Source organism: Brenneria nigrifluens DSM 30175 = ATCC 13028, assembly GCF_005484965.1.
GTDB classification, from domain to species: domain Bacteria; phylum Pseudomonadota; class Gammaproteobacteria; order Enterobacterales; family Enterobacteriaceae; genus Brenneria; species Brenneria nigrifluens.
In genome coordinates this window covers 3,344,413-3,357,341 of record NZ_CP034036.1, presented here as the reverse complement: position 1 = coordinate 3,357,341, position 12,929 = coordinate 3,344,413, and the positions used below count along the sequence as shown (strand labels likewise).

General features: G+C 53.6%; 10 protein-coding genes. 3 read left to right on the top strand and 7 right to left on the bottom strand.

The window, feature by feature from the left end; genetic code table 11:
• Window positions 1–182: 182 nt before the first annotated feature.
• The 4 genes from asnB to nagB form a co-directional block, all read right to left on the bottom strand.
• Entirely contained in the window at window positions 183–1,844 is a 1,662-nt protein-coding gene (gene asnB, locus EH206_RS15650) for an asparagine synthase B (protein WP_009113801.1), read from the bottom strand.
• Between the two features lie 276 nt (window positions 1,845–2,120).
• Window positions 2,121–3,344, bottom strand: coding sequence for a DNA-binding transcriptional regulator NagC (gene nagC, locus EH206_RS15645; protein WP_009113800.1), 1,224 nt, complete (start codon window positions 3,342–3,344; stop codon window positions 2,121–2,123).
• Between the two features lie 20 nt (window positions 3,345–3,364).
• Entirely contained in the window at window positions 3,365–4,522 is a 1,158-nt protein-coding gene (gene nagA / locus EH206_RS15640) for an N-acetylglucosamine-6-phosphate deacetylase (RefSeq protein WP_009113799.1), read from the bottom strand.
• Between the two features lie 20 nt (window positions 4,523–4,542).
• Window positions 4,543–5,343 carry a glucosamine-6-phosphate deaminase gene (gene nagB, locus EH206_RS15635; RefSeq protein WP_009113798.1) on the bottom strand — a complete coding sequence of 267 codons (801 nt, stop codon included), beginning with the start codon at window positions 5,341–5,343 and terminating at the stop codon, window positions 4,543–4,545.
• Between the two features lie 318 nt (window positions 5,344–5,661).
• Between nagB and nagE the strand changes: the two genes are divergently transcribed.
• Together nagE and glnS are read left to right on the top strand one after the other, a co-directional pair.
• Window positions 5,662–7,149: an N-acetylglucosamine-specific PTS transporter subunit IIBC gene (gene nagE, locus EH206_RS15630; RefSeq protein ID WP_009113797.1), complete on the top strand. Its 1,488-nt coding sequence runs from the start codon at window positions 5,662–5,664 to the stop codon at window positions 7,147–7,149.
• A gap of 178 nt (window positions 7,150–7,327) precedes the next feature.
• Window positions 7,328–8,986 (top strand): glutamine--tRNA ligase, encoded by a 1,659-nt coding sequence (glnS, locus tag EH206_RS15625; protein WP_009113796.1) that lies wholly within the window; start codon window positions 7,328–7,330, stop codon window positions 8,984–8,986.
• A 165-nt stretch (window positions 8,987–9,151) separates the two neighbouring features.
• Here the strand turns inward: glnS and fur are convergent, their stop codons facing one another.
• Together fur and fldA are read right to left on the bottom strand one after the other, a co-directional pair.
• On the bottom strand, window positions 9,152–9,601 hold the full coding sequence (gene fur, locus EH206_RS15620; RefSeq protein ID WP_009113795.1) for a ferric iron uptake transcriptional regulator: 450 nt from the start codon (window positions 9,599–9,601) through the stop codon (window positions 9,152–9,154).
• Window positions 9,602–9,931: 330 nt separating this feature from the next.
• Window positions 9,932–10,459, bottom strand: coding sequence for a flavodoxin FldA (gene fldA / locus EH206_RS15615; protein ID WP_009113794.1), 528 nt, complete (start codon window positions 10,457–10,459; stop codon window positions 9,932–9,934).
• Between the two features lie 397 nt (window positions 10,460–10,856).
• On the opposite strand from fldA, the gene EH206_RS15610 reads away from it, so the two are divergent.
• Window positions 10,857–12,530, top strand: a complete 1,674-nt coding sequence (locus EH206_RS15610; RefSeq protein WP_009113793.1) for a methyl-accepting chemotaxis protein — start codon at window positions 10,857–10,859, stop codon at window positions 12,528–12,530.
• A 59-nt stretch (window positions 12,531–12,589) separates the two neighbouring features.
• Here the strand turns inward: EH206_RS15610 and ybfE are convergent, their stop codons facing one another.
• Window positions 12,590–12,871: a LexA regulated protein gene (gene ybfE, locus EH206_RS15605; protein ID WP_009113792.1), complete on the bottom strand. Its 282-nt coding sequence runs from the start codon at window positions 12,869–12,871 to the stop codon at window positions 12,590–12,592.
• Window positions 12,872–12,929: the final 58 nt, after the last annotated feature.

Below are 12,929 nucleotides of genomic sequence, written 5' to 3'. Positions count from 1 at the left end.
TTATGCGTAGTTGGCCTAATTGCGTCAACAAATTTTTTCCCGAAAAGGGCTTACCCTGCGCCGTTTGTTTGGGTTGTGAACAGTCTGGTGAGAAAAGCGTCAAAAAGCCGGCTTTACCACTAAATCAGATAGAAAAACGGGCCTGTGCGGCCCGTTGCAATAGCGAAAAACAAAACCGGCGATCAGTAAGCGGACTGGTGTACGCCAACCGCGCGACCCGAGGGATCATCCATCTTTTTGAAGGATTCATCCCATTCAATGGCTTTAGCCGAAGAGCAGGCGACTGACGGGCCGCCAGGCACGCATTCCGCGGCGCTGGGAACCGGGAACAGCTCTTCGAAGATTTCACGGTACAGATAGCCTTCTTTGGAGGTCGGCGTGTTGTACGGGAAACGGAAGTGCGCGGTTTCCAACTGCTGGTCGCTAACCTGCTGAGCGGCAACTTCTTTCAGCGTATCAATCCAGCTATAGCCGACGCCGTCGGAGAATTGTTCTTTCTGGCGCCATGCCACGCTGTGCGGCAGGTATGATTCAAAACATTCGCGCAGAATGTGTTTTTCCATTTTGCCGTTGCCGCACATTTTATCGCGCGGGTTGATGCGCATGGCCACATCCAGGAATTTTTTATCCAGGAACGGCACGCGCGCTTCCACGCCCCAGGCCGACATCGCCTTGTTGGCGCGGGCGCAGTCATACTGGTGCAGCGCCAGCAGTTTGCGCACGGTTTCCTCATGCAGCTCTTTGGCGTTCGGCGCTTTGTGGAAATAGAGATAGCCGCCAAACACTTCGTCGGAGCCTTCGCCGGACAGTACCATCTTGATGCCCATCGCCTTGATTTTACGCGACATCAGATACATCGGGGTAGAGGCGCGAATGGTCGTCACGTCGTAGGTTTCAATGTGGTAAATCACATCGCGAATCGCATCCAGCCCTTCCTGCTCCGTGAAGTGGATTTCGTGGTGCACGGTGCCCAGATGTTCGGCGACTTCCTGAGCGGCTTTCAAGTCCGGCGCGCCTTTCAGGCCGACGGCGAAAGAGTGCAGCTGCGGCCACCAGGCTTCACTGCGCTCGCCGTCTTCAACCCGGCGGGCGGCGTATTTTTTGGTGATGGCGGAGATCACCGAGGAGTCCAGACCGCCGGAGAGCAGAACGCCGTAAGGCACATCCGACATCAGGTGGCTTTTCACCGACTCTTCCAGCGCGTCGCGCAGGGCATCGGCGTCGGTTTCGTTGTCTTTTACGTTTTCGTAATCGAACCAGTCGCGATGATAGTATTCACGGATTTCTCCGTCCTTGCTCCACAGGTAGCTGCCGGCGGGGAATTCTTTAATCGTGCGGCACACCGGAACCAGCGATTTCATTTCTGAAGCCACGTAGAAGTTGCCGAATTCGTCGTATCCCATGTACAGCGGAATGATGCCCAGGTGATCGCGGCCGATCAGGTAGGCGTCTTTTTCATTGTCGTAGAGCGCGAAGGCGAACATGCCTTGCAGATCGTCCAGGAATTCCGGGCCTTTTTCCTGGTACAGCGCCAGGATGACTTCGCAGTCGGAGCCGGTCTGGAACGCGTAGCGGTCGCCATATTGCTGACGCAGCGCCTGGTGGTTATAAATTTCACCGTTAACGGCCAGAACGTGGGTACGCGCGAGGTTGTACAACGGCTGGGCGCCGGTGTTCACATCAACGATGGACAGACGCTCATGGGCCAGAATGGCTTTGTCGCCGGCATAGACACCGGACCAGTCCGGTCCGCGGTGACGCATCAGGCGTGATAATTCCAGCGCTTTTTTACGCATTTCAACAGGATCGGTCTTGAGATCAAGCACACCGAAGATAGAACACATGGATGACTCCCTAATTGTTTCAGATTAATCAGCTGCAATTTACGGACGGCAATGTCGCCGCCGTTTTTCCTGCATAATGATTACCAATGCCGTGTCAGTGACAATGATTTAGCATCAAAACGCCATAGGAATTCAATATCATCTAATAAAAAAAGCCATGCTGATGATGTTTGAATAATTTATACGGCGATTTGATGAATAATCGATAAATTCACCCGCTGGAATCGTCATGTTTTTAGTGATTCCATAACCCGTTCTTATGAGAAAAAACGTCGATCAGTGAGTTTCCAGCAAATGTTGCAACAACACGCCGTTTAACATGGCGCGTTTTACCAGCGCAAAGGCGCCGATCGCCGAGAGGTGGTTCAAAGCGGATACTTCAACGGGCAGGCTATTGCGAAAATCTTTCAGCACCTGCGCATTGATGCAGCGTTGAATGGCGGGCAGCAAGGTTTTTTCGGCGGCGGTAATTTCCCCGGCGATCACCACCTTTTGCGGATTAAACAGGTTGATGGCGATGGATATGGCTTTCCCCAGATATTGTCCCGCGTGTTCAATTACTTCGCGAGCCAGCGGATCGTCCCGATTGGCGGCTTTGCAGATGGCGGCGATGGTGCAGTTATCCGCCTCGATTTTGCTGGGGTAGCCTTGCTGCAATAAATGCCGTACGCGTTGTTCGATGGCCCCATTGGCAACGACCGTTTCCAGACAGCCGAAATTGCCGCAGTGACAGCGCTCTCCCAGCGGATCAATCTGTATATGGCCGATTTCCCCCACGTTGCCGTTCGTGCCGAGAAATATCTGTCCGTTAACCAGGATCCCGGCGCCGGTACCGCGATGGACGCGCACCAGGAGCGAATCCAGCGAGTCGTGCGTGGCGCCAAAGTAGTGTTCCGCCAGCGCCAGGCTGCGAATATCGTGGCCGACAAAACTGGCGACCTGGAAACGGCGCTGGATATTATCCACCAGCGGCCAGTTGTTGACGCCGATATGGGGCATATAACGCACGAGACCGGCATGGGGATCGACCAGACCGGGCAACGCCACGGAAATGGCGATCAGCTCGCGGATGCGCGGCCGATGGTTATCAATAAAGTGGGCGATGGCTTTAAACAGTGCGGTTTCCACGCTTTCCTGGGTTTTTTCCGGCAGGTCGTAGTGCGCCTCCCCCAGGGATTTTCCCTGCAAATCGTATAGCGCGACGGTGGCGTCATTGCGCCCGAGGCGCACGGCGATGGCATGAAACGGGCGCGTTTCGGTGACAATGGAAATGGCGCGTCTGCCGCCGGTGGAAGCCTGTTGCTCCACCTCTTTGATCAACCCGCGCTCCAGCAGCTGGCGGGTGATTTTGGTGACGCTGGCGGGGGCAAGCTGGCTCTGTTCCGCTATCTGGATGCGTGAAATCGGCCCTTGTTGATCGATCAGGCGGTACACGACCGCGCTGTTTAATTGTTTAACCAGATCAACATTCCCTATCTGCGCTTGTCCGCCAATGGTCATGAAAAGTTATCCGCGTATGGTCAATTCCTTGTCACCGCCAATTCATCGCTGCCGTTAACAAAAGTATTGAGAATGTGATAATTACGGTCGAAAACGGTCAAATTAGCGACTTTACCGCTTTCGATGCTGCCTAGCTGCCTGTCTGTGCCGATGGCGCGCGCTGGATAGAGGGTCGCCATTCTGAGCGCCTCATCCAGCGGGATCCCCGCCTGTTCCACGCAGTTGCGCACCGCTTCTATCATCGTCAGGGCCGAACCGCTGAGCACGCCGTTTTCATCCACGCACAGGCCGTCGCGGTAGTATATGGTTTTACCGGCAAAAATGAACCGGTCAATCGTCGATCCCGCCGGCGCCACGGCGTCGGTGACCAGCACCAGCTTTTCGCCTTTAATCCGCTTGCTGTTACGGATATTGGCCCAGCTAACGTGGCGGCCGTCGGCGATAATGCCGCAATAGATTTCAGGGGCGTCATAAACGGCGCCGACCAGGCCGGGTTCGCGGCCGGTGAGATAAGGCATGGCGTTGAACAGGTGGGTGGCGAAGCTAATGCCGCAGGCAAAGCCCCGTTTGGCCTGTTCCCAGGTGGCGTTGGAGTGGCCGGCGGAAACCACGATGCCGGCGTCCGCCAACTGGCGGATTATCGCCGGGGAGACTTTTTCCGGCGCCAGGGTGATTTTGCTGATGACGTCCGCGTTGGCGCACAGGAAATCCACCAGTTCCTGCGCCGGTTGACGAATAAAGTCGGCGTTGTGCGTGCCTTTTTTTATTACGTTCAGCCAGGGGCCTTCGAGGTGCAGGCCCAGCGCCTGGAAGCTGTTCTGCGCCAGATAGGCGCGCATCACTTCCACGCCGTGCTTCATAAACTCATCGCTGCAGGTGATAAGCGTAGGCAAAAAACTGGTGCAGCCCGCTTTCAGGTTGGTCTGATGCATGGTTTCCAGCGTTTGCACCGAGATGGATTCCAGCGAGTCGTTGAACTGAACCCCGCCGCAGCCGTTTAGCTGGAGATCGATAAATCCGGGGGCGAGCGACGCGCCGCCAAGGTCATGCCTTTTCAGCCCGGCGGGAAGGTCGCTAACGGGGCAAACGTTCTCTATCAGACCGTCGGCAATCACCACCGCGTGATTATCCAGCGCCTGGTGGCCGGTATAAATCCGGCCGTTTGTTAAAGCGTACATCGTCGACTCCCGACCACTGATTAAAGATTTTTCATCTGTTCCGTTTCTAACTCACGGAAATATTTAACGGTTTTGATTTTCAGCTCCATCGTCGACGGTTCGTCGCATACCATTACCGCTTTGGCGTGAAGTTGCAGGCAACTGATGGTCCACATATGGTTTACGTTTCCTTCCACCGCGGCCTGTAATGCCTGGGCCTTGTTGCGTCCGGTGACCAGGATCATTACCTCCTCGGCATCCAGCAGGGTGCCGACGCCGACGGTAAGGGCGAATTTCGGCACCAGGTTAACATCGCCGTCAAAGAAACGAGAGTTGGCGAGGCGCGTCTCTTCCGTCAGGGTTTTGATTCGAGTTCGGGAAGCTAAAGAAGAGGCGGGTTCATTGAAAGCGATATGCCCGTCATTTCCTACGCCTCCCATAAACAGGTGGATCTTGCCGTAAGACTTGATTTTCTCTTCGTAACGGCGACATTCCGCTGCGATATCTTCCGCGTTGCCATTCAACAGGTTAATGTTTTCCGAAGGAATATCAACGTGATTGAATAAATTCTGCTGCATAAAGCTGCGATAGCTTTGCGGATGTTCGGCGGGCAGGCCGACATATTCATCCATATTGAACGTCACCACATGCTTAAAACTCACCTCTCCGGCCCGGTGCATCGCCACCAGCGCTTTGTAGGCTTCCAGCGGTGAACCGCCGGTGGGGAGGCCCAGCACGAAAGGGCGGGCGGCGCTCGGGTTGAATTCGTTGATTTTCTGCACGATATAACGTGCGGCCCAGTTGCCGACTTCAGCGGGGGTAGAGAGAGGAATCAGTCTCATCAGCGGTCTCCTGATTGTTTGAGGACGATTAAATAAGTATCGCGCTAAATCGCCTTGGCGGCGCGTTTCAGCAGCGAAATAACAGTGCGTATCAGTGTAGCCTGTTTTTTTTCATCTTAAAATAAGTTGGCGATTTATGCAGGTATAAACTTTTTATATGCGATTTTTTAGTGATTGTTATCACATAATGGTAGGGTTTAATTTGTGAAGCGAAATATTTTTCTTACACTCCATGCCAAAACCACCCGTTGTGGTTTTACCCGGCTGTGAGCAGGTTTAACCGGCAGTTTTTTGTCCCACAGGGGAAGAGAGGAACATGTGAGTATTCTTGGTTATTTGCAAAAAATCGGCCGGGCGTTGATGGTGCCAGTCGCCACGCTGCCCGCCGCCGCGCTCCTGATGGGGATTGGCTACTGGATTGATCCGGTCGGCTGGGGAAGTGAAAATGCCCTGGCGGCGCTGTTTATTAAATCGGGCGCGGCCATTATCGAAAATATGGCGGCGCTGTTTGCCGTCGGCGTGGCTTACGGTATGTCGAAGGATAAAGATGGCGCCGCGGCCTTGACCGGTTTCGTCGGATACCTTGTGCTGACCACGCTCGGTTCGCCGGAAGCGGTGTCGATGATCCAGAAAATTCCGCTGGAACAGGTGCCCGCCGCGTTCGGCAATATTAAAAACCAGTTTATCGGTATTCTGGTCGGGGTGATTTCCGCGGAGCTGTATAACCGCTTTAGTCAGGTGGAACTGCCAAAAGCGCTGTCATTCTTTAGCGGACGGCGCCTGGTGCCGATCCTCACCTCATTCCTGATGATTCTGGTCGCCTTTATCCTGATGTATGCGTGGCCGGTCATTTATAACGCGCTGGTCGCTTTTGGCGAGTATATTCAGCAGTTGGGCGCGACCGGCGCCGGTATTTACGCCTTTTTCAATCGCCTGTTGATCCCCGTCGGTCTGCACCATGCGCTGAACTCGGTGTTCTGGTTTGATGTGGCCGGAATTAACGACATCCCGAATTTCCTGGCCGGACAACAGTCCATCGACGCGGGGAAAGCGGTCGCCGGCATTACCGGACGTTATCAGGCCGGGTTCTTCCCGATTATGATGTTCGGCCTGCCGGGGGCGGCGCTGGCTATTTATCACTGCTCGCGCCCGGAGAATAAAAGCAAGGTGGCGGGGATTATGCTTGCCGCGGCATTCGCCGCATTCTTTACCGGCATCACCGAGCCGCTGGAGTTCTCCTTTATGTTTGTGGCGCCGGTGCTGTATGTTCTGCACGCGCTGCTCACCGGGATCTCGGTGTTTATTGCGGCCAGCATGCATTGGATCGCCGGTTTCGGTTTTAGCGCCGGACTGGTTGATATGGTGCTGTCGTCCCGCAACCCGCTGGCGACGCAGTGGTATATGTTGATACCGCAGGGGTTGGCGTTCTTCGTTATTTACTATCTGGCGTTCCGTTTCACCATCCTGCGCTTCAATCTGCTGACGCCGGGACGCGAACTGTCGGTAAGCGGCAGTGAAGCGGACGGCTATGATGTAAACGCCTCGGCGGCGGCGTCGGGCGATATGACCACGCTGGCCCGCGGCTATTTACAGGCCGTCGGCGGTAAAGACAATCTGCTGGCCATTGATTCCTGCATCACCCGCTTGCGTTTGAACGTGGCGGATTCCAGCCTGGTGGATGAAGCCTTGGCCAAGCGGCTGGGCGCGGCGGGCGTTATCCGGCTGAATAAGCAGAATGTGCAGATTGTGGTCGGCACCCAGGCGGAGTCCATCGCGTCCGCGCTGAAAAAAGTCAGCGAAGCGTAGCGTAAAGCGCCATCTTACTGTGTGAACCATGGTAAATAGATGAAATCGCGGGGCGAGATTGCTATCTCGCTCCGTTTTTTTTCCTCACCGGGAATTTAATCAAACTAACGGTTGTTTCCCGGCTTGGCTTGTTGGATCATTAGCGGTTATATGTCGTTTAAGCATTGAGGAACCAAGCATGAGTGAGGCTGAAGCCCGCCCAACAAACTTTATCCGCCAGATTATTGATGAAGATCTGGCGTCCGGTAAGCATGACCGTATTCAGACGCGCTTCCCGCCGGAGCCTAACGGCTATCTGCATATCGGGCATGCGAAATCTATCTGTCTCAACTTCGGTATCGCCCAGGACTATAACGGGCAATGCAACCTGCGTTTTGACGATACCAATCCGGTAAAAGAAGATATTGAATACGTTGAGTCGATCAAACGCGACGTTAACTGGCTGGGTTTCTCATGGAGCGGCGATGTGCGTTATTCCTCCGATTATTTCGATCAGCTGCATCAGTATGCGGTGGAGCTGATCGGTAAGGGATTGGCGTACGTGGACGAGCTGACGCCGGAGCAGATCCGCGAATACCGTGGTTCGCTGACGTCGCCGGGCAAAAATAGTCCCTACCGCGATCGCAGCGTGCAGGAAAACCTGGAGCTGTTCGAAAAAATGCGTAACGGCGGCTTTGCCGAGGGAACCGCCTGTTTGCGCGCCAAGATTGATATGGCGTCGTCGTTTATCGTGATGCGCGATCCGGTGCTGTATCGGATCAAGTTTGCCGAACACCACCAGACCGGCAACAAGTGGTGCATCTATCCGATGTATGATTTTACCCACTGTATTTCCGATGCGTTGGAAGGGGTGACGCACTCGCTATGTACACTGGAATTCCAGGATAACCGCCGCCTGTATGACTGGGTGCTGGATAACATCACCATACCTTGCCATCCGCGGCAGTATGAATTTTCCCGCCTTAATCTTGAATACGCCATCATGTCCAAGCGCAAGCTGAACCAGCTGGTAACGGAAAAGATTGTTGAAGGGTGGGACGATCCGCGTATGCCGACCATTTCCGGTTTGCGTCGCCGTGGCTACAGCGCCGCGTCTATCCGCGAGTTTTGTTACCGTATCGGCGTCACCAAGCAGGATAATAACGTTGAAATGGCGGCGCTGGAGTCCTGTATCCGCGACGACCTTAACGCCAATGCGCCGCGCGCCATGGCGGTGCTGGATCCGGTGAAGGTGGTGATTGAAAACCTTCCTGCGGGACATGAAGAGCTGGTTACCATGCCAAACCATCCGAATAAGCCGGAAATGGGCTCCCGCCAGGTGGCCTTCAGCCGCGAAGTGTATATCGATCGCGCGGATTTTCGTGAAGAGGCCAATAAGCAATATAAGCGTCTGGTGCTGGGCAAGGAAGTTCGCCTGCGCAATGCCTATGTTGTCAAAGCGGAGCGCATTGATAAAGACGAGCAGGGGGTTATCACCGCCATCTATTGCAGCTACGATCCGGACACTTTGAGTAAGGATCCGGCCGATGGACGCAAGGTCAAAGGGGTTATTCACTGGGTGTCGGTGGCGCATGGCCTGCCGGCGGAATTCCGGCTGTACGATAGGTTGTTCAGCGTGGCCAACCCCGGGGCGGCGGATGATTTCCTGTCAACCATCAATCCCGAATCGCTGCAAGTGACCCATGGCTTTGTTGAGGCAAGCCTGGCGCAGGCGGAAGCGGAAAAAGCGTACCAGTTTGAGCGGGAAGGCTATTTCTGTGCCGACCGGGTTTATTCCAGTCCGCAGCATCTGGTATTTAACCGTACGGTGGGTCTGCGGGATACCTGGGTGGGATAACCGCAGGGTTGTCTACAGGATAAAAAAATAAAACCGCCGAGGCGGTTTTATTTTGTTAAAAATCGCCCCGGCGATTTATTATGACGGGCTATCCTGCCCGTCACCCTATGGGCCGTCGCGAACGACGTTGAAAATCGCTCCCGGCGATTTTTTTATGCGGTTGATTTATCTTTTTTCATCGTGCAGGGTTTCGTCTTCACGGCAATCCCCTTCACTGCAATGGCCATACAGATACAAACTGTGGTTGGTCAGTTTAATGCTGTGTCTTTCCGCGATTTCACGTTGCCGCGCTTCGATATACTCATCACGGAATTCAATCACTCTGCCACAATCCAGGCAAATCAGATGGTCATGATGATGTTGCTGGGTCAGTTCGAAAACCGATTTTCCGCCTTCAAAATTATGGCGGGTAACGATACCAGCATCATCAAACTGATTCAGTACGCGGTAGACGGTCGCTAAACCGATCTCTTCGCCCATATCAATCAGTTTCTTATATAAATCTTCCGCACTGACGTGGTGACACTCCGGATCCTGCAGTACTTCCAGAATTTTCAGTCTCGGAAGAGTGACTTTCAGGCCGGCCTTCTTTAATGCGATATTATTGTCAGTCATGCGGGTTTAGTCCTGTTGCTTACTTAATCAATGGGGGCTATCTAGCCTATGGCATCGGTCGGCTCAAAAAATATAATAGCGTCTCAATTATAGAACCGTGCATTCAAAATGGAAACCATGCAATGTTAACAAGGTTATTCCCACGCACAATACAGAGGTAGCACGCAATGCATTGTTGGCAAATGAGGAAAACGATGGAGAACATACAAAACCGATAGGGGTATTGTACAGATTTGTGGCCGGAAGTTAAAAAAATGTATCAATCTTAATGAAAGGTTTTTTCTATTGATTTGGCTCTGACGGGGGAGTTGTCAGAGCCAAAACGTGGTTTTAAGCCGTCAGTTCTGGCAAATTCAGCTCGTCTCCGATCTGTTTCACCCAGGCGGTAACGCGCTCGGCGGTCAGTTCAGGCTGGCGATCTTCGTCGATAGCCAGACCGATGAAATGTTTGTCATCCGCCAGACCTCTGGACGCTTCAAAGTAATAGCCTTCCGTCGGCCAGTGTCCGATGATGGTCGCGCCGTGCGGTTCGATGATATCGCGGATGGTTCCCATGGCATCACAGAAATATTCCGCATAATCCTCCTGATCGCCGCAGCCAAACAGAGCGACCAGTTTGCCGCTAAAGTCGATCTCTTCCAGCGTAGGGAAAAAGTCATCCCAGTCGCATTGGGCTTCACCGTAATACCAGGTGGGGATACCCAGCAATAGAATATCGAAAGCTTCAAGGTCTTCTTTACTGCTTTTGGCGATGTCATGAACTTCAGCAACGTCGGTTCCCAGCTGCTGTTGGATCGTCTTGGCAATGTTTTCGGTATTGCCGGTATCACTGCCAAAGAAAATTCCTATCAGTGCCATGAATTAAATAACCTCTTGATTCTTAATGGTATGGTGCCGTTTTTTACCCGCTTATCGACTAATAATAACAGACACAACCGGCATGAGAAACTCGTATCGGTAAGGAGAAGTAAATTGTGGCGGGTATTTTTTAACTGAAATTCCGGGGGACAAGAAATTTGTATTTATAAAAGGTTATGAAATTGTTCACAGAATAGAAAACAAACTCTGGCGAAAGCCGTGATAGGGGTAAATGTTCTCTGAGTTTTGTCGATTAATTAAGTGATTTTATTTGTTAAATATTACGGGACATCAACGCCAGGGAGTGGCCACATATCCCGGCGGCTTGAATTTTGTACTTCAACGCTGATTAACCATCAAAACATCTTTTTTATGCGCGTTAGGTCTGGAGTGAACCATGAAACTTTTAAAGAACATTGCCATCAGAACGGCCATGTTGTGGGTACTTGGCATTTTCTGCGTGTTATGGGGCGGCGTGTCGCTATATACCATGTTTTCCTTCAAGGAGATGACGGCGACGTCCAAGACCAGCAGTCTGCTGGTGCAAAACATGAATTATGTTAATCAGGGCAACGATCAGTATTTCCGGATGGTCACGCGCCTGGCCCGCGCCGTGGATGCGCGCCGCAATGGCGATAATGAAACGGCGGATAAAGAACAGGCGTCGGCGCTGAATGCGCTCAATACGTTAAAAGCGGATTTGGTATCATTCTATGGCATCGACCATGCAGGGCTGGACGATGCGCTGGTTCAGGCGGTCAGCCGCGACTGGCATAATTTGATTGTTCAGGGCGTTGAGCTTTCATATCAAAAAGCGGCGGCGAACGAGTTTGATGAATACCAGGAGCAGGCTAAAAATGTGGTCCCGCCGTTGAGTCGTCAGTTCGGGGCTTCAATGAGCGCTTTCAATAAGGCTGGCTCGGAGAAATTTGCCGCGGCCGGCGTACGTTTTGAACAGATCACCACCATCGGTCAAAATATTCTGCTGACGGGGTTGATTATCGGACTGCTGCTGCTGTTCTTTACCGATCGCTATCTGGTGACATGCCTGGTGCGGCCGTTAAATGATTTGCGCGATCACTTCGGCGTGATTGCCTCCGGCCAGTTGGGAAAGCCCATCAAGGATTTTGGCCGTAACTGCGTCGGCAGGTTATTCCCGCTGTTGCGTGAAATGCAAACCAGCCTGGCGAACACGGTCAGCACCATCAGAAACAGTACCGACTCGATTTATCAGGGGGCGTCGGAAATCGCCGCGGGAAACAACGATCTGTCGTCACGTACCGAACAGCAGGCTTCGGCGCTGGAAGAGACGGCCGCCAGCATGGAACAGCTGACCGCCACCGTAAAACAGAACGCGGAAAATGCCAACCATGCCAGTCAGTTGGCCTTGCAGGCGTCCACCACGGCGAAGAAAGGGGGCGATATCGTAGAGAACGTGGTGAAAACCATGGCGGAAATCTCCGGCAGTTCGCGCAAGATCGCCGAAATTACCACGGTGATTAACGGTATTGCGTTCCAGACCAATATTCTGGCGCTGAACGCCGCCGTGGAAGCCGCGCGCGCCGGGGAACAGGGGCGCGGCTTCGCCGTTGTCGCCGGCGAGGTGCGTAGCCTGGCGCAGCGCAGCGCCCAGGCGGCCAAGGAAATAGAAGGATTGATTTCCGAATCCGTCAGATGTGTGGATACCGGTTCGAATCTGGTTGAGGATGCCGGCAACACCATGCACGACATTGTTCGCGCGGTGACGAATGTTACCAATATCATGGGTGAGATTGCCTCGGCATCGGAAGAGCAAAGCAAAGGGATAGCCCAGGTCGGGCAGGCGGTGGCGGAAATGGACAGCGTGACTCAGCAGAATGCGGCGTTGGTGGAGCAGGCTTCGGCCGCCGCGCTGTCGCTGGAAGAGCAGGCGGCGCTGCTGAACCAGACCGTTTCGCTATTCCATCTCTCCGAACAGCAGAATCTGCAACCGCGGTCCGCGGCGAAGTCTGCGCCGGCGCCCAAAGCCGTAGCGGCCGCGCCGGCCGCAAAAGCGTTGCCGCCCAGCCAGGATAACTGGGAAAAATTCTAAGTCCGGTTTTTTTATCGGCGTCAGGGATGACGCCGCTCAAGCCATAAGAGATCGTTATCTCAGGACGTTTGTTCGGCCAACTGCGCCAACAGCATCTGCTCGATAAGTTCGCTGCGGCTGATGTTCCGTTGTTCAGCCAGGCTGTTCAGGATATCGACCGCCTCGCCGTTGATTTTTAATTCGACCCGCCGCAACCCGCGTACCTTGTCGCGCCGCAGTTGATTACGCTTATTGATTCTTAGCTGTTCATCACGTGACAGCGGATTGGTCTTCGGGCGGCCGGGGCGACGCTCATCTGCGAACAGATCCAGCGTGGTGCGATCCGTTTGTTCTTTTGCCATAGGTAATGATACTGCAAGGTCTTCGGACCAAAACGCCCGCCGACGCGCGCATTTTGAT

Coding starts and splice junctions, on each gene's coding strand:
- nagB (WP_009113798.1), bottom strand. CDS start 5,343: ATGAGACTGATTCCTCTCTCTACCCCCGCTGAAGTCGGCAACTGGGCC.
- EH206_RS15610 (WP_009113793.1), top strand. CDS start 10,857: ATGAAACTTTTAAAGAACATTGCCATCAGAACGGCCATGTTGTGGGTA.
- glnS (WP_009113796.1), top strand. CDS start 7,328: ATGAGTGAGGCTGAAGCCCGCCCAACAAACTTTATCCGCCAGATTATT.
- nagA (WP_009113799.1), bottom strand. CDS start 4,522: ATGTACGCTTTAACAAACGGCCGGATTTATACCGGCCACCAGGCGCTG.
- asnB (WP_009113801.1), bottom strand. CDS start 1,844: ATGTGTTCTATCTTCGGTGTGCTTGATCTCAAGACCGATCCTGTTGAA.
- fur (WP_009113795.1), bottom strand. CDS start 9,601: ATGACTGACAATAATATCGCATTAAAGAAGGCCGGCCTGAAAGTCACT.
- fldA (WP_009113794.1), bottom strand. CDS start 10,459: ATGGCACTGATAGGAATTTTCTTTGGCAGTGATACCGGCAATACCGAA.
- nagC (WP_009113800.1), bottom strand. CDS start 3,344: ATGACCATTGGCGGACAAGCGCAGATAGGGAATGTTGATCTGGTTAAA.
- ybfE (WP_009113792.1), bottom strand. CDS start 12,871: ATGGCAAAAGAACAAACGGATCGCACCACGCTGGATCTGTTCGCAGAT.